The organism is Halomonas sp. N3-2A (assembly GCF_002216165.1).
In the GTDB taxonomy this organism is placed as follows: Bacteria; Pseudomonadota; Gammaproteobacteria; order Pseudomonadales; family Halomonadaceae; genus Vreelandella.
Window position 1 is genome coordinate 3,207,379 of sequence record NZ_CP022286.1, and the last position, 21,091, is coordinate 3,228,469.

The 21,091-nt window shown below is 51.7% G+C and carries 19 protein-coding genes; 7 read left to right on the top strand and 12 right to left on the bottom strand.

All coding sequences use genetic code 11. The annotated features are described in order from the left end of the window. Position 1: 1 nt before the first annotated feature. The 4 genes from pyk to CEK60_RS14980 all read right to left on the bottom strand — a co-directional run bounded on the left by pyk (position 2) and on the right by CEK60_RS14980 (position 3,951). The gene (gene pyk, locus CEK60_RS14965) at positions 2 to 1,486 is read right to left on the bottom strand and encodes a pyruvate kinase (protein WP_089039709.1); all 1,485 of its coding nucleotides are present in this window, start codon (positions 1,484 to 1,486) and stop codon (positions 2 to 4) included. Positions 1,487 to 1,584: 98 nt separating this feature from the next. Then, on the bottom strand, positions 1,585 to 2,433 hold the full coding sequence (locus tag CEK60_RS14970) for a glutathione S-transferase N-terminal domain-containing protein (protein ID WP_089039710.1): 849 nt from the start codon (positions 2,431 to 2,433) through the stop codon (positions 1,585 to 1,587). A 92-nt stretch (positions 2,434 to 2,525) separates the two neighbouring features. Continuing rightward, positions 2,526 to 3,017, bottom strand: coding sequence for an ureidoglycolate lyase (locus tag CEK60_RS14975; RefSeq protein ID WP_089039711.1), 492 nt, complete (start codon positions 3,015 to 3,017; stop codon positions 2,526 to 2,528). 112 nt (positions 3,018 to 3,129) lie between these two features. Then, positions 3,130 to 3,951 (bottom strand): bifunctional allantoicase/(S)-ureidoglycine aminohydrolase, encoded by an 822-nt coding sequence (locus CEK60_RS14980; RefSeq protein ID WP_089039712.1) that lies wholly within the window; start codon positions 3,949 to 3,951, stop codon positions 3,130 to 3,132. Between the two features lie 281 nt (positions 3,952 to 4,232). On the opposite strand from CEK60_RS14980, the gene CEK60_RS14985 reads away from it, so the two are divergent. After that, positions 4,233 to 5,681, top strand: a complete 1,449-nt coding sequence (locus tag CEK60_RS14985) for a YfcC family protein (protein ID WP_089039713.1) — start codon at positions 4,233 to 4,235, stop codon at positions 5,679 to 5,681. A gap of 103 nt (positions 5,682 to 5,784) precedes the next feature. Here CEK60_RS14985 and CEK60_RS14990 read toward each other — a convergent pair whose 3' ends face one another. Beyond that, on the bottom strand, positions 5,785 to 6,660 hold the full coding sequence (locus CEK60_RS14990) for a MurR/RpiR family transcriptional regulator (RefSeq protein WP_089039714.1): 876 nt from the start codon (positions 6,658 to 6,660) through the stop codon (positions 5,785 to 5,787). Between the two features lie 22 nt (positions 6,661 to 6,682). Beyond that, entirely contained in the window at positions 6,683 to 7,627 is a 945-nt protein-coding gene (puuE, locus tag CEK60_RS14995; protein WP_089039715.1) for an allantoinase PuuE, read from the bottom strand. 309 nt (positions 7,628 to 7,936) lie between these two features. Between puuE and CEK60_RS15000 the strand changes: the two genes are divergently transcribed. From CEK60_RS15000 to CEK60_RS15010, 3 genes are all read left to right on the top strand, one after another. Beyond that, positions 7,937 to 8,692: an aspartate/glutamate racemase family protein gene (locus CEK60_RS15000; protein ID WP_089039716.1), complete on the top strand. Its 756-nt coding sequence runs from the start codon at positions 7,937 to 7,939 to the stop codon at positions 8,690 to 8,692. A 219-nt stretch (positions 8,693 to 8,911) separates the two neighbouring features. After that, complete coding sequence (locus tag CEK60_RS15005) at positions 8,912 to 10,282, top strand: NCS1 family transporter (RefSeq protein ID WP_089039717.1); 1,371 nt, start codon at positions 8,912 to 8,914, stop codon at positions 10,280 to 10,282. Positions 10,283 to 10,349: 67 nt separating this feature from the next. Then, positions 10,350 to 11,816: an NCS1 family nucleobase:cation symporter-1 gene (locus CEK60_RS15010; RefSeq protein ID WP_089039718.1), complete on the top strand. Its 1,467-nt coding sequence runs from the start codon at positions 10,350 to 10,352 to the stop codon at positions 11,814 to 11,816. 86 nt (positions 11,817 to 11,902) lie between these two features. Here the strand turns inward: CEK60_RS15010 and CEK60_RS15015 are convergent, their stop codons facing one another. The 3 genes from CEK60_RS15015 to uraH form a co-directional block, all read right to left on the bottom strand. Beyond that, a complete protein-coding gene (locus tag CEK60_RS15015) occupies positions 11,903 to 12,619 on the bottom strand; it encodes a GntR family transcriptional regulator (RefSeq protein WP_089039719.1) in 717 nt (238 codons plus the stop codon). A 24-nt stretch (positions 12,620 to 12,643) separates the two neighbouring features. After that, positions 12,644 to 13,843, bottom strand: coding sequence for a urate hydroxylase PuuD (locus CEK60_RS15020; RefSeq protein ID WP_089039720.1), 1,200 nt, complete (start codon positions 13,841 to 13,843; stop codon positions 12,644 to 12,646). Positions 13,844 to 13,925: 82 nt separating this feature from the next. Then, complete coding sequence (uraH, locus tag CEK60_RS15025; RefSeq protein ID WP_089039721.1) at positions 13,926 to 14,279, bottom strand: hydroxyisourate hydrolase; 354 nt, start codon at positions 14,277 to 14,279, stop codon at positions 13,926 to 13,928. Positions 14,280 to 14,443: 164 nt separating this feature from the next. Here uraH and uraD point away from each other — a divergent pair, with 164 nt between their 5' ends. Continuing rightward, positions 14,444 to 14,986 carry a 2-oxo-4-hydroxy-4-carboxy-5-ureidoimidazoline decarboxylase gene (gene uraD / locus CEK60_RS15030; protein ID WP_089039722.1) on the top strand — a complete coding sequence of 181 codons (543 nt, stop codon included), beginning with the start codon at positions 14,444 to 14,446 and terminating at the stop codon, positions 14,984 to 14,986. A gap of 182 nt (positions 14,987 to 15,168) precedes the next feature. Here the strand turns inward: uraD and CEK60_RS15035 are convergent, their stop codons facing one another. The 3 genes from CEK60_RS15035 to CEK60_RS15045 all read right to left on the bottom strand — a co-directional run bounded on the left by CEK60_RS15035 (position 15,169) and on the right by CEK60_RS15045 (position 17,181). Further along, positions 15,169 to 15,525 carry a phasin family protein gene (locus CEK60_RS15035; protein WP_038477905.1) on the bottom strand — a complete coding sequence of 119 codons (357 nt, stop codon included), beginning with the start codon at positions 15,523 to 15,525 and terminating at the stop codon, positions 15,169 to 15,171. Between the two features lie 180 nt (positions 15,526 to 15,705). Beyond that, positions 15,706 to 16,395, bottom strand: coding sequence for a glutathione binding-like protein (locus CEK60_RS15040; RefSeq protein ID WP_089039723.1), 690 nt, complete (start codon positions 16,393 to 16,395; stop codon positions 15,706 to 15,708). Positions 16,396 to 16,488: 93 nt separating this feature from the next. Beyond that, positions 16,489 to 17,181: a glutathione S-transferase family protein gene (locus CEK60_RS15045; RefSeq protein ID WP_089039724.1), complete on the bottom strand. Its 693-nt coding sequence runs from the start codon at positions 17,179 to 17,181 to the stop codon at positions 16,489 to 16,491. 453 nt (positions 17,182 to 17,634) lie between these two features. Here CEK60_RS15045 and CEK60_RS15050 point away from each other — a divergent pair, with 453 nt between their 5' ends. Both CEK60_RS15050 and glcD read left to right on the top strand, forming a co-directional pair. Continuing rightward, positions 17,635 to 19,326: an L-lactate permease gene (locus tag CEK60_RS15050; protein WP_089039725.1), complete on the top strand. Its 1,692-nt coding sequence runs from the start codon at positions 17,635 to 17,637 to the stop codon at positions 19,324 to 19,326. A gap of 236 nt (positions 19,327 to 19,562) precedes the next feature. Further along, positions 19,563 to 21,062 carry a glycolate oxidase subunit GlcD gene (glcD, locus tag CEK60_RS15055; RefSeq protein WP_089039726.1) on the top strand — a complete coding sequence of 500 codons (1,500 nt, stop codon included), beginning with the start codon at positions 19,563 to 19,565 and terminating at the stop codon, positions 21,060 to 21,062. Positions 21,063 to 21,091: the final 29 nt, after the last annotated feature.

Here is a 21,091-nt window from a genome sequence, read left to right on the forward strand (position 1 = left end):
ATCAGCGCTGCGCTTGCTCAATATGCTGTTCGGTAATTGCCATGATCTTCATGGTATTAGTGCCGCCGTGAGCGTTCATATGATCACCTCGAGTCAGTATCACGTGATCGCCAAGCTTAACAACACCCTGCTTAACCAACAGCGTCAGCGCTTCGTCATTCAACTCTGTGGCGCTCATTGCTGAGGTATCAAACGGCAGTGATACAACACCACGATAAAGCGCCATACGGCGTTGAGCAATGGGGGTGTGAGCCAGCCCTACAATAGGCAAGCCTGAACGAATACGCGAGGCAATTAGCGGCGTATAACCCGAGGAGGTCATACAGGCAATCGCTGTAACGCCTTTCATATGGTTAGCAGCATACATTGCCGAAAGTGCAATGGTTTCGTCTGGCCGTGAGAAGCCTTCATGAATACGGTGTCCTGACTCTTGGGCAGTTTTCTCACGCTCGGCGCCTAAGCATACTCGTGCCATCGCCTCAACGGTTTCCAGTGGGTAATCACCTGCAGCCGTTTCGGCGGAAAGCATTACCGCATCACTGCCATCCAGCACCGCGTTGGCAACGTCGAATACCTCTGCGCGGGTAGGCAGCGGCGCAGAAATCATGCTTTCCATCATTTGCGTGGCGGTAATCACAGCGCGGTTAAGCGAACGTGCGCGCTTGATCATGCGCTTCTGCACGCCGACCAACTTGGCATCGCCAATCTCGACCCCTAAATCACCACGCGCCACCATGACCGCTTCTGATGCTTCAATAATGCCGTCAAGGGTTGCCTCATCCGCTACGGCTTCAGCACGTTCCACCTTGGCAACTAAGCCAATATCTTTACCTGCTTCACCGAGTAAACGGCGCGCCTCTAACATATCTTCCGCATGACGAGGGAATGAGATAGCAAGGTAGTCGACACCAATCTCAACAGCGGTTTTTAGGTCAATTTTATCTTTCTCGGTCAACGCGGGAGCAGAAAGCCCACCGCCCTGTTTGTTAATACCCTTATGGTTGGAGAGCTTACCGCCCACCACCACGTCGGTGTGTACCTGTTGGCCATCTACTCGTGTGACATCCAGTACCACACGACCATCATCTAGCAGTAGGCGGTCACCGGCCGTCACATCTTGCGCCAAGGTTTTGTAGTCGCAGCCCACTTGGTGCACATCGCCCGCATCACCATCAAGCGCCATATCGAGAATAAACGGCTGGCCCTCTTGAAGAACCACAGCGCCCTCTTTGAAGCGCGCGATACGAATTTTAGGGCCTTGAAGGTCACCCAGCGCTGCGACACTTCGGCCCAGCTGAGCAGCAATCTCGCGCACGCGCATTAAGCGTCGACGATGATCATCCGCGGTGCCATGCGAGAAATTTAAACGCACCACATCAACACCCGCCGCTAACATGGCTTCTAAGACACCTTCCCGGTCGCTGGCGGGGCCCAGGGTGGCGACAATTTTAGTACGACGGATCGAAGAGAAGTGCAGTGCGTTCATAATTTTCCTAATTATTAATAGAATGAGAATAAAAACTTAATAAGCGTTCATCAGCGTGGGAGACGACTACCTCTGGCGCATCACCACTCACAGGGTAACTACTGTGCCAACGCCTGCTGGATGAACAGCTCGCAATGCTGCCGTGCAGGGCGGTTTTGCAGCCCCGCCCAGTAATGTTCGAATTCAGGACGGCGTGGAAGAGTTCCAAACTGCATTCCCCATCCAATGTGGGAACCGACATAAACATCGGCGGCGCTAAAAGCATCACCAGCGATGTAGCGGCGTCCATTAACGGCCGCAGCCAGAACCTCAATCACCGTCGCAAAGTCGCCAGAACCTAGCCGCATACGCTGCTCTGCATCAGGTTGGAAGCCCAAGCTATTAAGCGAGGCAGCAGCTTCTAGCGGCCCAGCAGCGAAGAATAACCAGCGATAATAGTCGCCTCTTGCTGAAAGCGGCGGTGCCAAACCAGCCTCGGGGAAAGCATCGGCAAGATAAGCACAGATAGCGGCAGCCTCCGTGACCACTCGCTCACCGTGGCGAATAGCCGGCACCTTGCCCATCGGGTTGATGGCTAAATAGTCTGGCGAATGCATTGTGGACCCATACTCCAGGACCACTAAGCGATAAGGCACACCAAGCTCTTCAAGCATCCAGTGCACAATGCCTCCCCGCGAAAGGGGATGCGTATAGAAAACCAGTTCGTCAGACCGTTCGGCAGCTGGCTCGCTGAGCGTTGGGGGAGGTAATTGAGCGCTAGGCGGGAGAACATAGCCTTGGCCTGGTTCACTAACAATCTCGACCCCAACGGCTCTAAGCACAGCAATATCTTTGTAGAGAACACTCAGCGGTATACCTAGCGCTTCAGCCAGATCCGCACCGCTGACTGGGTCGTCGTAGTGACGCAGCATTTTGAGTAGTTTTGGCAAACGGTGGGCTTGTGACATGCTGGTCTCCTACGCGCAATGTGCGCTCTATTTTTCTCGTTCAGTCAAAAGCTAACCTGAGCAAGATGACAACCGTATGCTGTTAGCGCAAGTTATTCGCCTAGAGTAACGGTAATATCAAGCGAATACTCATCGCAGTTATTGCCATCACCTCCCCTATCTACCACTAAAAACTCGCCCTCACGCTCAAGCACCGACTGAATAGCATGCCAAGTGCCTGCCCGATAATTGACGCCCTGACGGCCATCAGTAACGAACGCGCGTACATCTGCAGCGTTAATGGTGTCACCAGGGGGGGCTACCACCACAATAAAGCGCTCTTGATGCAGCGGCATAAAGGCTTGGCTACCCTGAGGGTGGCGCTCTAAAAAGGTTAATTCCAACGGTAACGTAATCGGCTGGCTGACAAAAATATTAATCAGCGCATGGGCGTTGTCGCCTAATGTTTCAACGCTCGCCAGATCATGATGGCGCTGGGTACGACCAGCATTAATGGGAAACGACGCTGATGTGCGGGCATCTATCACATCGCCAAAAGGCGCAAACGCCTCGGCTGTTAGTGGTTCGGCTATCAATTTAATCATTATAAAATCCTAAAATAGGCTGCTTCTCCGAATAACAACACAGCGAAGCAGCCAACGCCGGAACTTATATACCAGAACTTGTATACCAGAACTTAAACGCCTGATTTCAATGTTAGAGCTTGAGTGCTGCGTGGCGGTTGACGTCTTTGTACAGTAAGTAGCGGAATGGCCCCGGGCCGCCGGCGTAACACGCTTGAGGACAGAATGCGCGAAGCCACATAAAGTCGCCTGCCTCTACCTCAACCCATTGCTGGTTAAGGTGATACACCGCCTTCCCTTCCAACACATAAAGCCCATGCTCCATCACGTGAGTTTCATCAAAAGGAATCACGCCACCTGGCTGAAAAGTCACGATATTGACGTGCATGTCGTGGCGCACATCAGCAGGATCGACAAAGCGCGTGGTTGCCCAACGCCCTTCGGTTCCCGGCATTTCGAGGGGAGCAATGTCTTGCTCATTAGTGACGAAAGCTTGGGGTACGTCTAATCCCTCCACAAACTGATACGCTTTACGCACCCAATGAAAACGTACGGGAGCAGAGGACTCATTGCGCACTTGCCAGTGGCTACCTGGGGGAAGAAACGCATAGCCACCGGGGCGCATGGTATGGCGTTCCCCCGCCAGAGTAAGCGTTAACTCACCTTCCACAATGAACAGTACGCCTTCGGCCTGAGGGTCTAGCTCCGGCTTTTCACTGCCGCCCTCAGGCTGCACTTCCATAATGTATTGCGAGAACGTTTCAGCAAAGCCTGAAAGCGGACGCGCCAGCACCCATAACCGAGTGCCTTCCCAGAAAGGCAAGTTGCTGGTGACGATATCGCGCATCACGCCTTTGGGAATCAACGCATACGCTTCTGTGAACACGGCACGATCAGCAGTTAGCTGTGTTTGTGGCGGATGTCCCCCCGTAGGGGCGTAGTAGTTAGCTGGCATTTTGGAACCTATATGACTTAGTGAAGACACAATACTCTCATATTGTATACAAGATTAACGAGCCACAATAAAGCGATTTAACGAAATACTTGTGAAACAATTCTCCCAAGAGTAAATTATTTGGCAACTTTCGTTTCATAACTCTAAAACTATACGGATATGCCCATATACAGCAACTTTGGTCGACCTGTTCGTTGCTTCCACAGACCATGTCGTTGCTCCAGGTAAGTATTAATAACAATAGCCGTCATCTATGGCGGTCTTATAACGCGAGGCATAACATGTCCCAACGTCCCCCCTCTTCGTCTTCCTCTGATAGCCCTGCGGCTAAAAAAAGCTGGTGTCGGATCCCTGATATTTACGTGGTTCTGTTCATTTTTATCGGCTTAGCAGCAATAGCGACGCATTTTGTGCCTGCCGGGCAGTTCGAGCGTGTTCCTGGCCCCAATGGTCGTATCACTATTGACCCGACCTCTTATGAACAGATCGCCTCCTCTCCGATTGGTATCATCGACTTTATGCTGGCGATCCCGAATGGCTTGATGAGTGCCGGTGAAGTCGTCTTTTTCACCTTCATGATTGGCGGTATGTTCATGGTGCTAAGGCGCACCGGTATTATTGAAATAGGCGTTGATAAGCTGACGCGTCGCTTTGCACGACAGAGCTTACTCACTATCCCCGTATTAATGACGGTATTTGCACTGATCGCGACGGTTATCGGTACCCAGGAGTTGGCGCTGGTCTATGTGCCGGTTATCTTGCCGCTAATGATTGCCTTACGTTTCGATTCAGTCACTGCAGCGGCAGTAGCACTTTGTGCCACCACCGTCGGTTTCACGACAGGGGTACTCAACCCCATCAATACTGGCCTCGGGCAGCAACTCTCAGATCTTCCTCTCTACTCCGGCTATGGCTTGCGCGTCATGGCGTTTGTGGTGATGTTAGCCGCGGCCATTTTCTTCGTTATGCGTTATGCCCGTATGGTGCACCAGACTCCTTCGCTTAGCCTGCTGAGCAGTGACACTAGCGAATCCGAAAAACGTACGCTTTACCAGCATGCTGACAATAGCCCTGCCTTAATCGCCACCGCTCGCCAGAAACTGGCTGCCGTTGCCACCTTCGCCTTCTTCGCGGTACTCGTCTATGGCGTGCTGCAGCAAGGCTGGTTCATGATGGAGATGGCAGGCCTATTTATCATCATGGGGATTGTAGTGGGCCTAATCGCAGGCCTCGATACCGACGAAATATGCGCAGGCTTCAACCAGGGCTTCCGCGATGTACTAGTTGGGGCCATGATCGCCGGCGTCGCGCGGGGTGTTGCGGTGATGCTGGAAGATGGCCAAATCATGGACACTCTGGTGTTTGGGCTTGGCAACCTCGTCGGAGGCCTGCCCACCCTGCTCTCAGCGATTGGCATGTTCTTCGCCCAGCTAGGCTTCAATTTCATTGTCCCCTCCGGCAGCGGTCAAGCGCTGGTCACCATGCCGCTGATGGCACCGCTCTCCGACATCATCGGCGTGACCCGCCAAACGGCGGTGCTGGCGTTCCAGTTGGGTGACGGTATCGGTAATATCATTTACCCAACCTCGGGCTACTTTATGGCGACCCTGGCGCTGGCGGGTGTGCCGTGGCAAAAGTGGGTCAAATTCTTCTTCCCACTTTTTTGCGTCTGGATAGCGATTGCCCTGGGCTTTCTTATTTTCGCTCAGGCAACGCAGTGGACAGGTTAGCGCACGGCAGAGATGAGTTTGTAAGTGAGTATTTTGATCGGGCTCGCGCACGAGGCTATTTTTAACGCCATATTGCCGAGCGCAGACAGTTTTCGTGCAAAGCCTACTGGGCGCCCCTATCCACGCTCATGGAGGGCGCTTCCAACTCACTAAGCTCAGCGTAAACATCGCTGATCGCGCTGATGCGCTCTCGCCCTTCTGCAAGGCGCCGATGCAACACGCCGTTGGCGATCAGGCAGATCAGGCTATTGGCGGCGGCGTAGCTATCGAAAGCGGAGAGACTTTCCAGCGGCGCTTCAAAAAACCACGTTACCTGTGAGGCAAAATTGATCGCGGTGGGGTCAGCCAGTAAGGCCACCTTGGCAGGTGTTCGCTCAAGTGCATCAATTAGCGAAGCAAATGCCGCTGGGCGGCGGCGAAAACCAAACAACACCACCACGTCTTGCTCGGTGAGGTCGACAATCTCTTCCGCTAACGACTGATTTGGGTGAGGAACCACCCGCACCTGGGTACGCGCTTGAATCAACTGCTGGCGAAAATGCAGCGCTAGCGGGTAGCTGTTACGAAAGCCGATCACGACCACATGACGCGCGCTATCCAACCGCTCTACCAGTGCCGCAAATTGATCCGCCGAAATGCCGTTTAAGCAGCGCTGTAGATTATCCTGCTCCCGCTGCAAATGGCGCTGAAACGGTGCCCCGGCCTCTTCCTGCATGGCGTTGGGGTCGATCACCAAAGGCACGCCCAAGTTACGTAGCTGGCGGGCGTGGTCTTTAACGGTGCGGTAGCTTTCAAACCCCAGCCGCTTGAATAGGCGGCTAACCGTCGATTTGGACACCCCAGTCAAACGCGCCAAATCAGCGGCGCTATACACCGCCAGATCATCAAAGTGATCGAGGATAAAGCTCGCCACCCGCTGCTCCTGGGCAGTTAGCGCGTCAAACTGGGCGGTAATCCGCTGTCCGATATGCGGCGTCATAGCATCCTATTAAGCTGCTTAATTAACGAGTTGCAGGGTGATGTTCCGCCCAGTGACGGGCGATATCAACCCGCCGAGCCACCCAAACACGGTCGTGGCTTTCGATGTAATCCAAGAAGCGCTGTAGGGCGCGGAAACGTCCAGGGCGCCCTAATAAGCGACAGTGCATGCCCACCGAAAGCATTTTGGGCGCCTCCTCCCCTTCTGCGTAAAGTACATCAAAGGCATCGCGCAGGTAGGTAAAGAAGTGATCCGCAGTGTTGAAACCTTGCGGCGCGGCAAAGCGCATATCATTGCTGTCCAGCGTGTAGGGCACAATCAGGTGGTTGTGATCACTTCCCTGACTATCGGTCACCTGCGTCCAGAAAGGTAAGTCGTCGCCGTAGTAGTCGCTATCATAAAGGAAACCGCCTTCATCTAGCACTAAGCGCCGGGTGTTGGGGCTATCGCGCCCGGTGTACCAGCCTTGTGGCTTCTCACCGTAAAGACGCTGGAAAATCTCCATGGCTTTCTGCAAGTGCTCTCGCTCAACGTGCTCGGGCACTTCCTGATAGTGAATCCAGCGATAGCCGTGACAGGCAATCTCGTGACCTAACTCTTTAAATGCCTGAGCGACATCAGGGTTACGCTCCAGCGCCATGGCAACGCCAAACACCGTGAGAGGCAAATCACGCTTTTCAAATTCACGCAGAATGCGCCACACCCCGGCGCGGGAGCCGTACTCGTAGATAGACTCCATGCTCAAGTGGCGATCCGGATAAGCCGGTGCGCCGATGATTTCCGACAGGAACTGTTCGGAGCCTGAGTCGCCGTGAAGGACGCAGTTCTCCCCGCCCTCTTCATAATTAAGCACAAACTGAACAGCAATTTTCGCCTTGCCTGGCCAATTAGCATGAGGGGGGGTGCGACCATATCCCACCAGGTCGCGAGAGTAAGCATTCGATGGTCGATTAGATGAATGAGGCATTCAACGGCTCCTTTTATACGATTGTAGATAGCTGGTTGCAGAGCATTTTATTGAAATTAAAGATCTACAATACAGAAAATAATTGTATACAAAATAGCGGCTTTATAGAACAACCGCAATCCAACAACCGCTTAATTAGCTGAGATGGTTAGCATTTTATAGCAGCCAAGTCGCTAACCTGTTGAAACTTGAACATTTGGTCAATCGACGCTGATATTTTAAGCGCATAAAAAGGCTTGCGATCCACGCAAAACCGCCCTATTTTCGTATACAAGATGCTCAATTTTGTCTACTAGCGAGCGATTCAACATGCATATACGCATTATCAATCCAAACACAACAGCCTCAATGACGGCTGCCATTCATCAAGCCGCCCAGCGGCAGGCAGCGGCATCGACAACGGTTAGCGCCACCCAGCCTGATGCGGGACCGGTGTCCATCGAGAGTCATTTTGACGAGGCCATTAGCGCGGTAGGCGTTGCCGAAGAAGTTCTTAAAGGAGAACGTGAAGGCGGCATCGATGCTTACGTGGTGGCCTGCTTTGGCGATCCTGGTTTACTCGCAGCCCGTGAGTTAACCCGCGCACCCGTCATCGGCATTGCGGAAGCCGCCTTTCATTTAGCCACGCTGGTCAGCACCCGCTTCTCGATTGTGACGACGTTAGGGCGTACCGGCATTATTGCAGAACACTTGCTTGAGCAGTATGGGTTCCGCCATCACTGTCGCCGCATACGCGCTGCAGAAATTCCGGTTCTCGATCTTGAACATCACCCTGATGCCGCCTTTACCCGCATTGTCGAAGAGTGCTGCCGCGCCCGCGATGAAGACGGCATTGGTGCCATCGTTTTAGGGTGCGGTGGGATGGCGAATCTGACTGAAGAGATCACCCGCGAGGTTGGCTTACCGGTGATAGAGGGCGTTAGCGCCGCATTAAAGCTTGCCGAATCGCTGGTTAGCCTAGGTCTCTACACCAGCAAACATGGCGACCTGGACTACCCGCGCCCGAAAGCATTTACCGGCAAATTCTCTGCACTCTCCGACCTTCACCTTCCCTCACCAAGGTAAATATCACTAAAAAACACGTAGTAGCCATGACTTAAAAGATTGGCCCTAAAAGACAGGCCTTAAAAACAGGTCTTAAAAACAGGTCTTAAAAACAGGTCTTAAAAACAATAACTTCAAAAATAACTGTACTCCCGTTAGCACGCCATGCCGCAAGCATCGCTTGGGCGCGTAATGCGCTCAAGCTGCCAATAACACCGACAATCTTGCGAGGACGGAAACATGAGCAACTCCAACCCTGCTCTTACGTCAGAAGAACCATCCGTTGCGAACACCGCAATAGCTGACAAAGCCATCGGCGCAGAAAGCCTAGCACCGCAAAGCACGCGAATCATGGGGCGAATGTCCTACTTTTTAGCCTGGTTTGGTGGATGCGTCTCAATTGGCACCTTTGCCATGGGTTCAAGCGTGGTGGGCACCTTAAACCTTCTACAGGCAACACTCGCTATAGCGATTGGCTGCTTTGTGATCGGTATTGCGCTGGCAGTTAATGGCGCAGCTGGCTACAAATATGGCATTCCCTTTATGGTGCAAGCGCGTAGCGCCTTTGGCTTTAGTGGCACCCGCATTCCTGGCTTGGTAAGGGCTGTGCCAGCGGTGGTGTGGTACGGCTTTCAAAGCTGGATTGGCGCAGGCGCGCTCAATATGGTGTCTGCCACACTGTTCGGTTTCGATAACCTGATTTTCTACTTTATTACCTTCCAATTTTTGCAGATTGGTTTGTCAGTGCTGGGCTTTCAGGGGATTAAATGGCTTGAGAATATCGGCAGCGTCTTTATTTTGCTTTCGCTGATGTATATGTTCTACGCCACGGTGCAACGCTACGGCGATGAGCTGTCGGCCAGCATTTTGACCATGGAAGGCTCTTGGGGCTTGCCGTTCTGGAGCGCTACCATGCTGTTTCTGGGCATTTATAGCACCATGATGCTGAATGTTAGCGACTATTCACGAGAGCACAAGAAAGGCACCCGCCAGAGCTTATTAACGACGATCTATGCCATGTCGATTCTGCCCTGCACGCTGTTTATGGGCTTGATTGGCTACATGGTGTCAGAGGCGACAGGCACAGCAGACCCCATTCAGGTATTTGCTAACGCTGTAGACAACACGCCCCTGCTAATGACCACGCTGCTATTCATCGCCTTTGCACAGGTCACCACGAACGTGCTGAATAATGTGGTGCCCCCCACCTACGTATTAATGGACGTATTTAAACTTAAGTTTCCGGTCGCCACCGTTATTGTAGGTCTACTGGCATTTGCCACTTTTCCATGGAAACTTGTTCAGCCTGAGTCGGCGGCTGGTCTACAGCTATTCGTTCAAACGTACTCTGCGTTTCTTGGGCCTATCTTTGCCATTCTCGTCGTCGATTACTACATCATCCGCCGTCGCACACTGGACATTAGTAAACTATACGACCCTTCTGGCCCCTACCAAGGCGTCAACAAAGCCGCCTTAATTGCTACGGTAGTCGGCATTGTGGCCGCGCTGACATTCTCTTCGGTCTCATGGTACGCCAGCCTTATTCCTGCCGGGTTGAGCTATTACCTACTGATGAAGCATTGGCCCGCCTGCCAACGTTTTACCCAGTAACCATGATGCGTGTCTGCCTGCTCGCGGTGCGTGGCAGGCAATCGTTTCCGACAAGAGAGCGTTAACCATGAATAAGCAGCCGTCCAATAGTGATCTCGATATAAAGCAAATTGATCCCACTCTTTACAATGAAGACCTTGCGCCCTTAAAGCCTCAAGACCGTAACTGGGGCGCGTTTGAAATCTTCAACGTGTGGTCGAATGATATTCAAAGCCTGTTTGGCTACACCTTAGCGGCATCGCTGTTTCTGTCCTACGGCCTGAATGGCTGGGCAGTGATGGCAGCCATCATTCTTGCCGGTGTCATTGTCATGTTCCTGGTCAACCTAACCGGCAAACCAAGCGTCAAATACGGCATCCCTTTTCCTGTTATGGTTCGCGCCAGCATGGGAGTACGGGGAGCTAACCTGCCAGCGTTGTTACGCGCTATCGTTGGTATTTTTTGGTACGGCGTACAGACTTACTTTGCCTCAACGGCTGTGACGCTGCTCATCACAGCCCTGTTTGGGGCCGGCAATGGCAGCACTTTTCTGGGCCTTTCAGGGGTCGCTTGGTTGTCTTTCGTGATTGTTTGGTTATTTCAAATCGCCATTTTCTGGCAGGGCATTGAGCGTATCAAACACTTTCTAAACTGGGCTGGGCCGCTGGTTTATGTGGTGATGGTCGTACTGATGATCATTGTATGGTTCCAGGCCGGAAGTGAACTACTGCCCGCAGTGAGCACTATTTTTAGCGGTAGCGGCGAGCAAAGTGGCAGTAGTTTTGGGGCGTTTCTGGCAATTGTTGGCACCATGGTGGCCTACTTTGCAGCGGTAGTGATTAACTTTGGCGATTTCACGCGTTTTGTCAAAACCGAGCGCCAAATGAAACTTGGCAACTTGCTGGGCTTGCCACTAAACGTCGCCTTTTTCTCGTTTATTGCGTTAATCATTACAGCTGGCACATTGGTACTGTTTGGCGATGCACTGACCAATCCCGCCGATATTGTTGAGCGTGTTGATTCACTACCATTAACCATTGTGGCTGCCCTCACCTTCTTCGCGGCCACCGTAGGCATCAACTTGGTCGCTAACTTTATTCCACCGGCTTACGACTTGGCCAACCTGTTTCCCAGCAAAATTAGTTTTAAAATGGGTGGCTTGATTACCGCAGTGATTGCCTTCTTTGTCGGTGCGCTATGGATTTCAGTGATTAGCCAAATCGGCGTACCCGGCTTCGTTAACGCCTTAGGTGCCATAGTAGCGCCGTTTTACGGCATCATTGTGGTGGATTACTACCTGATCAAACGCCAACACCTCAATATGCAAGAGCTATTCTCCTCAGCGCCCAGCAGCGCCTACTACTACGTTAATGGCTGGAATAGCCGCGCCTTGATTGCTTTCGGCGGTGCAGCGTTATTCTCGCTCTCTACGGTCATTGTGCCCGCGTTCGAAAGCCTTGGCGGCTATGGTTGGCTGATTGGCGCCGGGTTAGGTGGGCTGTTCTATTATGGTTTAATGCGCCAGTTTAAGGCCGTCCCAGCACCTGCGGTGTAAGCACTCACACAGCATTAAACTTGCTACCCTCACAAAAAAGCCCAGGCCTAAAGGCCTGGGCTTTTTCACTGTTTATATTTCACTGCTTAACCACCAAAAATTTGCTGCAGGTCTGGCACATTCTCTTCTTCTTCAACCATCGAAAGTGATGCTTCAATCGCTTTGAGATGGCGGCTCATAAACGCTTTCGCACGCTCGCCATTGCCCGCTTCCAGATAGCCGATCAAATCATCGTGATCGTGGGATTCGCAGCCTAAGTGACCACGATGACCGTAAACCGCCAGAATCAACGACGAGCGTGAGCACAGACGCTCAACAAATTCCGCAAGCGTTGCGTTACCCGAAAGCTGGGCAAGGCGCACGTGAAAATCAGCAGACAGGCGGATAGCGATGCTCTGTTGGCCATTGCGCAGCGCTTGACGCTCTTGACGAGCCATTTCCCGTAGTTCAGCGGCTTCTTTCTCTCCAATCCGCTTTGCTACATCAGGCATCAGCCCACACTCAATCATCTGGCGTGCGTCGAACACATCCTTGGCCTCTTCGGCAGTAGGCCGTGTTACGCTGGCTCCCCGCCGTGGCGTGAGCGTTACCAACTGTTCTAATGCTAAGCGCTGCAAGATTTTACGAATACCGGTACGGCTGATACCAAAGACGTCTGACAAGGCGTCTTCGCGCAGCCGAGCACCCGGTTTTAGCCGCTGCTCTACAATGGCGTCGCTAACCGCGCGATAGATTGACTCGTGACGCTCTTCGCCTTCTTTTTCTACGGGTCTTTGCTTTAACGCCGCCTGCGCATCACTCATAGGGTCTCCTGTCTGCGACTTTAATCACTCCTCCCACGCGGCAATAATATCGCGCTCTTCATCACTCATGTTGGTGATGTTGCCAAGTGGCATATATCGACTCGCGACAACTTGCTTAATTTGCGCTTGATGTCCCAGGATTTCATCCCAAGTATCAAACGCGTAGCCTGCAGGCGGTGCTGAAAAACCGGCATGCTCAGGGTTGCGAGCATGGCATTGACTACAATGCTGATCAATTAACCCTGAAATTTGGGCTTGGCTGGGCGCACCAGACGCGCTCGCATTACCAGCACTAGGGCTTGGTGCGGCTACCCAAAACGCTAATAGAATAAGCCCTATCCCTACGGCAGGATAGGCTGGCTGTGTTTTCCCTGCGTGCATTAATACAAAGAATTGCCTAATAAGGGCACCGGCAAAAATAAACAGTACCATGACCACCCAGGAAAGCTCATGGGAGTAGATGAAAGAGTAGTGGTTACTCACCATCAACAGTACTACCGGCAACGTAAAGTAGGTGTTATGTACCGAACGCTGCTTGCCTCGCTTGCCATCCAAAGGATTAGGCGCTTCGCCTGCCTTCATGGCTTTCACCATGCGGCGCTGGCCGGGAATAATCCAAAAGAACACGTTAGCTGACATGGCGGTGGCCATCACAGCCCCGGTTAATAGGAAGGCGGCACGCCCTGTGAACATCTGGGTGCTTAAATAGGCGACCACTATCATCATCACCGCAACGGCAACGCTGAGAAGACCGTCGCGGTCCATGTTAGGGCTTATGCGTTTACAGAGTTCGTTATAAACCACCCAACCGCCGAGCAAGAAGGCCAGCGCCAGTAGATTGGCCTGCCAGCCTGTCATACTCGCCGCCCACGCCCAGTTGCTGTTGGGGTTAACTAGATAGAAGCCTGGGTTTGCCATATACAGAATAACGAACAAGGCAAAACCCGATAGCCACGTCGTATAGGCTTTCCAGAACGACCAATGAAGATCATTCGGCAGCTTGGCAGGCGCAGTAGCATACTTTTGATTATGGTAGAAACCACCGCCATGCACGGCCCACATCTCTCCAAATACGCCTTTTTCACGATCTTCGGCTGCTTTCGGCGTTCTTAAGCCATTATCCAGCATGACAAAATAGATCGACTCACCGATCCAGGCAATGGCTGCTATGACGTGCAGCCAGCGTAACAATAAGTTAGCAAAATCAATAATATATGCTTGCATAAACAAGTCCTAGCAGGTTTACCTGGTAACTCAGCGAGCGAACGTCAGGCTAGGCAAAAATCGGCGAAAAGATAGCCAAGCTCTAGCTACCGCGGTAGGTAGAGTAACTATAAGGGGATAGCAGTAACGGCACATGGTAGTGCTGGCTGGCATCTGCAACGCCAAAACGTAAAGGAACCACGTCCAAAAAGCGCGGCTCTTGAGAAGCGATGCCTTGGGCGCGCAAGTAGTCACCCGCGTGGAAAACCAGCTCGTACTCGCCTACTGTGAGGGCATCACCCTCTAAGATAGGCGCATCACAACGACCGTCGCTGTTGGTAATCACACTGCCCAAGTGTTCGCGCGTGGTGCCTGCTAGGCGGAACACGTCAATGGTAATCCCCTGGCCGGGCTGTCCTTTAGCGGTATCGAGTACGTGAGTCGTTAACCGTCCCATAGCAACTCCTTAATAATCACAGTTGTTGTTGACTGTTGTTGATAATAGTTGTTGGTAACTGCTGTTGATAGCAGTCGACCGACTTAACCTATCGGTCAAAGAGTACCGTTGATACCATTTATTGTATACAGTATTCCCATGATTAAACATACTGGAGAAATTTAGTGGCTACCTCAACATCACTTACCCTTTCGCCCGCTCCTAGCACATGCAGCTTAGAAACCTTTACCCAACATTACGGCGATGTATATGAGCACTCTCCCTGGGTGGCGGAAGCTGCCTGGAAAGAAGGGTTAAGTAATGCGCATGACGCGCCGGATGCGCTAGCTGACCTGATGGGACTTATGCTGCAGCGGGCCACACCTGAACAGCAAATTGCGGTTATTCAGGCCCACCCTGACTTAGCAGGCAAAGCGGCGATGTCGGGTGAGCTGACCCAAGACTCTACACGCGAGCAAGCAGGCGCTGGGCTAGATCAATGTACGCCTGAAGAGTTTGCCCGCTTCGAACAACTCAATGCTGCTTACAAAGAAAAATTTGGCTTCCCCTTCGTCATTGCGGTGAAGGGGCTTGATCGCCACGCCATTTTGGCGGCGTTTGAAGCACGCTTACACAATGGTTTAGCTGAAGAGCGTGAAACAGCAATTAAGGAGATTATTCGTATCGCCCGCTTCAGGCTGAACGTACGGGCTGAACAGCCGTTGTAACGGGCATATCACCACGCAAACGCCAGCGCTACAGCCACTCCTTTTTGCTTGCAGAAATAACGTCTTACAACGCGTTAAAATGCATATAGACAAAAAATGCCGCACCTGACGGTGCGGCATTTCATCGATCAATTAATAGCATTTGATCGTTTACTATCAGTCACTTACCTAATGAAAATAGGTTACTGCTTAGCGGTTTCCACGGCTTTCTTAGTGGTCTCTTCCGCCATTTTCTGGCTCTCTTGCATAAAGTTTTGGCTAATGGAGGTGACTTTTTCAGAGTCTCCTTTCATACGCTCCATTAGGTCAGAGGCTGTTTTTTGCTGGCTTTCCATGGCTTTTTTAAAGCTGTCGGCATCTTTAACGTCTAACCATGTGCGTGCCTGAGCAACCGTCATATCAGAGTATGCACGTGCTGCATCCATTTGCGCGCTGACAACTTGCTGATAATAATCAAGCGCTGCCAGGGTATAAGAACGCATTGGCGATACAAAGACAGACTCAAACTGCTGGGTGGATTTCTCTGCGGCCTTGTTCATCACATAATCTCCTTAAGTGAGCTAGCGATTCGACACGCATCGATAAGCGGTCGATGATCAGGCGGTTGCCTTTACTAACAACAAAGCTAGCAGTGCCTTTTGTGCAGCGCAACATTATTTTTTAACAACATTGCTGCTAACGATTGAAGGCGGCAACCTGATCAACCAAGTAGTGGCTACTTAGCGATTGCCAAACAAGTATTTACGTGCCTGCTCATCTATTTCTCCCCCCGCCTGCGGATTGACGTCTTCGATCAAAGAATAAGCTTTTCGCACAGCTGGGCGCTGTGCTACTTCATCAAACCAACGCTCTAGGTCAGGAAACTCCTCTAACGTTTGGCACTGCTTTTCCCAAGGCACAATCCATGGATAAATCGCCATATCAGCGATGGAGTAACGATCACCTCCCACATAATGCTGCTGAGATAGTCGTTGATCTAGCACGCTGTACAAGCGATACGTCTCGCGCACGTAACGTCCGATAGCATATTCGATTTTTTGCGGCGCATAGTGGCAAAAATGGTGGTTTTGACCCGCCATCGGCCCCAACCCGCCCACTTGCCAATGAAGCCATTGCAGCACGACATAACGCTCTCGCCCCTCAGCGGGCAGATACTGTCCGCACTTATCAGCCAGGTATTCCAAAATAGCCCCTGACTCAAACAGTGCCAGGGGCTGACCACCGTCTTGAGGTGCATGATCCACAATGGCGGGAATACGATTATTCGGCGCAATGGTTAAGAATTCAGGGTCAAACTGCTCGCCACGCCCTATGTTGACAGGTTTTACCCGGTAAAGAAGTTTTGCTTCTTCCAGCATGATGGAGATTTTGTGGCCATTGGGAGTTGTCCAGTAATACAGATCAATCATTGCCATCTCCTCTCACACATACGACATAAGTCGTTTGTGTGGCTTTCCTCGTACATACGATGGATACAGGCGGCATTATTGCCGCCTGACACATTATAGATCACGAATAGTAATGGCCTTACCCGCGACCGCCTCGTGCACCTCCAGCATACGCTTAAACCACTCATCAACCGGATCATTAGCGTCAACTAATGGCTCAAGTGACACTGTATATGCCCACATCATGCTGCCAAATAGTAGGTAATCTGCTCCACTGGGTGCTTCACCATCTAGAAATGGGTTACTCCGAAGCTGATCACGTACAGGAGCCAACAGCTTTTTCAGCTGTGCTCGCCCCTGCTCTGGATTATTGACGTCCTCTAAACGCATACCAAAACGGGCTTCGCGGGTCTCTCTGAAGTAGGCGCGGTCGTCAGGATGTATGGCCGCTAATAAATCCAGCGCGACCGTGCGAAAAAGTGCCGGGGTCACGCTACGCTCAATATAGAGCTTAAAAAAGTGGACTCGTTGATAGCTCACCCCCTCTCCCAATACTGGATTGGCAGGGTAGGCCTTATCTAAGTAGCGCATGATCTCGAAGCTATCAGTGACAACCGTGTCACCATCGGTTAACACCGGCACTTTGTCGTAGTCGGCAAAGGCAAGTGCCTCTTTATCAAGAAAACGCCAAGGAACAGTCGTATATTCCAACCCTTTGTGTGCCAGTGCCATACGAACGCGCCAGCAATAGGGAGAAAAGCGTAAGCGCTCATCGCGTCCGCATAAGTCATAAAGAGTTATTGCCACTGTGACGGCCTCCTTGTAATTAGAAACGTGGTTAAAACCAAACACACGCTGACAACAATGGGCTTAAGCCACCAAGGACGCAAGTAACGGGTTTTACTTGCTCTGAACCCACCCCGAAGGTCTTCATATCAGCTAAGTAAGCGAGCGACTTTTGCTCCATTCATTTGCCCTGTACTGCCTTTTTAGATGGAAACTGTACTGTCTATTAGTCTAATGGGTTGCAGGCATCCCTACTGCATTGTGGAAATTTAAAAGCAAATAAAAACAATTCGTTAAATTTAAAAGAGTGGTTCAACGCCTATACATACAACCACTCTTAATTGGTCTTACCAATTATCCAATATAGCCATTTTTTCTACCTAACCGTATCTTTCGCACTGATCCAACCAGCATTGCCACGATCGCTGGCATCTGCCGAGCACACCAAATCAATAACAAGGGGCCATTCCTAAAATGAATGAAACTACACTTGCACTTCTGGCATTTCTGCCGCTGCTGCTTGCCGGTATTTTGCTCATTGGTTTTAAAATACCCGCAAAAATAGCGATGCCGATTGTTTTCCTGACCGCAGCCGTCATTGGTCTGACCGCTTGGGATATGTCGTTTAGCCGCGTTGCCGCGTCTACCATTCAAGGGCTGATTCAAACAGCAGGCCTTTTATGGATAATTTTTGGCGCCATCTTGCTGCTAAATACGCTTAAGCATTCTGGCGGCATCACTGCGATTCGTAACGGTTTTTCAGGCATTAGCCCTGACCGTCGCGTTCAGGCGCTAATTGTTGCTTGGTTATTCGGCTGCTTCATTGAAGGGGCTTCTGGCTTTGGTACGCCTGCAGCAGTAGCCGCACCGCTCATGGTAGCGCTTGGCTTCCCTGCCCTGGCAGCCGTTGTTGTCGGCATGATGATTCAGTCCACTCCGGTCTCTTTTGGCGCCGTCGGCACCCCAGTTGTAGTGGGTGTCGGTAGCGGGCTGGATCGCGCTGGCATCACTGCCCAGTTGGAAGCTAGCGGCTCTACGTGGGACGTTTTTTTCCAGCAAATTACTAGCTCTGTAGCCATTACTCACGGCATCGTAGGCATATTGATGCCTCTGATTTTGGTCTTGATCATGGTGCGCTTCTTCGGTGCGAATCGCTCCTGGAAAGAAGGTCTATCCATTGCGCCCTTTGCGATCTTTACTGGCATTTCGTTCGTCGTACCTTACATGCTGGTCGGCGTTTTCTTAGGTCCAGAATTCCCGTCAATGATTGGGGCAATGGTGGGCTTAGCGATTGTAGTGCCCGCTGCTCGTAAAGGCTTCTTACTGCCGAAAGACACCTGGGACTTTCCTGAATCAACATCTTGGCCAGACGAATGGATCGGCAACCTGCAGATCAAACTGGATGACGTTGTTGGTAAAGCGCCAATGTCGACCTTCAAGGGCTGGATTCCTTACGTCCTACTCGCGATATTCTTGGTTGCTTCACGCATCGTTGAACCGCTGAAAGCTGCGCTGACCTCCGTTAACCTAAGCTGGAGCAACATTTTAGGCGAAGCCGGTGTCAGCGGCGGTGTACAGCCGCTTTATTTGCCAGGCGGCATTATTATCGCGGTGGTCATCGTCACCTACTTCTTGCACCGCATGAACCCGCAGAAAATCAGCGCTGCCGTGTCTGAATCCACTAAAACCATCTTCGGTGCTGGCTTTGTCTTGATCTTCACCGTTCCCATGGTGCGCATCCTGATTAACTCTGGCGTGAATGGTGCTGACCTTGTGTCAATGCCCGTCATGATGGCCCAAGCGGTAGCTAACAGCGTAGGGGGAATTTATCCCTTCTTTGCACCTGCGGTTGGGGCTATGGGTGCCTTTATTGCCGGTTCCAATACCGTTTCTAATCTGATGCTAGCGGAATTCCAGTTTAGCGTTGCCGAAACACTTGGGCTGTCCACCGCGATGATGGTCGCGCTGCAGGCCGTTGGTGCCGCAGCGGGTAACATGATTGCGATTCACAATGTTGTCGCCGCATCAGCGACGGTTGGCCTACTGGGTCGCGAAGGTACAACGATTCGTAAAACAATTATTCCCACGATCTACTATCTGATCTTTACTGGGATCATTGCCCTTATTGCTTTTTATGTGATTGGCATTACCGATCCACTGATGTGATGGGAAAACGTTAATCAAGAGTGAGTCTCCCCTGCTGGGTAGCCTAAGGGCAACCCAGCAGCCTCTTCACAAGAGGTGACTCCCCGGCAACCTCAGCAGAAACGGTAAAGCACTAACACGTTATTAGCATTTTCACTGTATGCAAAAGTTTTCCAGCACCGAATTAGTTATTTATGGAAAGATTTTCCATAAAGTGATTAGATAATTTTCTGCTCTCCTCACCCACAGGAGCTAACATGAACTTTCTTTTCGATGAACGCCTCGACGGCGAATTCATTCACCGCGATAAAGCAGATGTTTTAGATGATCTGCAAAACGCAGTGCCGTCTTTAACGCTGCTGCACCGTGAAGAGGACTTGCATCCCTTTGAGTGCGACGGCCTTGCCGCTTATCGCATCCTGCCGATGCTGGTTGCGTTACCCGAGACGCTGGAACAAGTCGAAGGTCTTTTAAAACGCTGCCACGCCCTGGGTGTTCCGGTGGTTACTCGTGGTGCAGGCACGGGACTTTCAGGCGGTGCTTTACCGCTTGAACGAGGCGTCCTGCTAGTGATGTCACGTTTCAACACAATTATTAATGTTGACCCGGATGCTCGCATTGCACGTGTACAGCCAGGCGTGCGCAACTTAGCTATTTCTGAAGCTGCTGCTCCTTACGGGCTTTATTATGCACCCGACCCATCGTCACAGATCGCTTGCTCCATTGGTGGCAACGTGGCGGAAAATGCGGGTGGCGTGCACTGCCTCAAGTATGGTCTCACCGTTCATAACGTGATGCGTGTTGATGTCATGACGATTGAAGGCGAGCGTATGACGCTGGGATCCGAAGCGCTGGATGCACCAGGCTTTGACCTCCTCGCGTTGATGAATGGCTCTGAAGGCATGTTGGGTGTGGTCACTGAAATCACCGTAAAGCTGCTGCCCAAACCTGAAACCGCCAAGGTACTCATGGCCAGCTTTGACGACGTAGAAAAAGCGGGCCGTGCTGTTGGTGACATTATTGCTGCGGGGATCATTCCTGGCGGGTTAGAAATGATGGATAAGCTGGCCATCAAGGCTGCTGAAGATTTCATCAAGGCAGGTTACCCCGTTGAAGCAGAAGCCATTCTTCTGTGTGAGCTAGATGGCGTTGAAGCCGATGTGGACGACGATTGCCAAACCGTTCGTCGCGTCTTAGAAAAAGCGGGGGCGACCGACATTCAACAGGCTCGCGATGAGGCTGAGCGGGCCAAATTCTGGGCAGGGCGAAAAAATGCTTTCCCCGCGGTGGGGCGCATGTCGCCTGACTACTACTGCATGGATGGCACCATCCCTCGCCGCGAACTCCCTCGCGTTCTCAAAGGTATTGCCGCCCTGTCGGAAGAGAGTGGCTTGGCGATTGCCAACGTCTTCCATGCCGGTGACGGCAATATGCACCCGCTGATTCTATTTGATGCCAATAAAGAGGGAGAGCTGGCTCTTGCAGAGGACGTCGGCGGAAAAATTCTCGAGCTATGCGTCGCGGCGGGCGGCTCCATCACTGGCGAACATGGTGTCGGCCGCGAAAAAATTAATCAGATGTGCAGTCAGTTTCAATCCGATGAGCTAACGGTATTCCATGCCTTGAAAGCCGCTTTTGACCCACAGCGCTTACTCAACCCAGGAAAAAATATTCCTACCCTGGCGCGCTGTGCTGAGTTTGGCGCGATGCATGTGCACAACAACGAACTACCGCATCCGGAACTACCACGCTTCTGATGCGACTCCTAGTCGACTAACCACTAGGA

Coding starts and splice junctions, on each gene's coding strand:
- glcD (WP_089039726.1), top strand. CDS start 19,563: ATGAACTTTCTTTTCGATGAACGCCTCGACGGCGAATTCATTCACCGC.
- CEK60_RS15050 (WP_089039725.1), top strand. CDS start 17,635: ATGAATGAAACTACACTTGCACTTCTGGCATTTCTGCCGCTGCTGCTT.
- CEK60_RS14980 (WP_089039712.1), bottom strand. CDS start 3,951: ATGCCAGCTAACTACTACGCCCCTACGGGGGGACATCCGCCACAAACA.
- CEK60_RS14985 (WP_089039713.1), top strand. CDS start 4,233: ATGTCCCAACGTCCCCCCTCTTCGTCTTCCTCTGATAGCCCTGCGGCT.
- CEK60_RS15040 (WP_089039723.1), bottom strand. CDS start 16,395: ATGATTGATCTGTATTACTGGACAACTCCCAATGGCCACAAAATCTCC.
- puuE (WP_089039715.1), bottom strand. CDS start 7,627: ATGCCTCATTCATCTAATCGACCATCGAATGCTTACTCTCGCGACCTG.
- CEK60_RS15005 (WP_089039717.1), top strand. CDS start 8,912: ATGAGCAACTCCAACCCTGCTCTTACGTCAGAAGAACCATCCGTTGCG.
- CEK60_RS15035 (WP_038477905.1), bottom strand. CDS start 15,525: ATGAACAAGGCCGCAGAGAAATCCACCCAGCAGTTTGAGTCTGTCTTT.
- CEK60_RS15010 (WP_089039718.1), top strand. CDS start 10,350: ATGAATAAGCAGCCGTCCAATAGTGATCTCGATATAAAGCAAATTGAT.
- pyk (WP_089039709.1), bottom strand. CDS start 1,486: ATGAACGCACTGCACTTCTCTTCGATCCGTCGTACTAAAATTGTCGCC.
- CEK60_RS14990 (WP_089039714.1), bottom strand. CDS start 6,660: ATGACGCCGCATATCGGACAGCGGATTACCGCCCAGTTTGACGCGCTA.
- CEK60_RS14975 (WP_089039711.1), bottom strand. CDS start 3,017: ATGATTAAATTGATAGCCGAACCACTAACAGCCGAGGCGTTTGCGCCT.
- CEK60_RS15000 (WP_089039716.1), top strand. CDS start 7,937: ATGCATATACGCATTATCAATCCAAACACAACAGCCTCAATGACGGCT.
- CEK60_RS15020 (WP_089039720.1), bottom strand. CDS start 13,843: ATGCAAGCATATATTATTGATTTTGCTAACTTATTGTTACGCTGGCTG.
- CEK60_RS15015 (WP_089039719.1), bottom strand. CDS start 12,619: ATGAGTGATGCGCAGGCGGCGTTAAAGCAAAGACCCGTAGAAAAAGAA.
- CEK60_RS14970 (WP_089039710.1), bottom strand. CDS start 2,433: ATGTCACAAGCCCACCGTTTGCCAAAACTACTCAAAATGCTGCGTCAC.
- uraH (WP_089039721.1), bottom strand. CDS start 14,279: ATGGGACGGTTAACGACTCACGTACTCGATACCGCTAAAGGACAGCCC.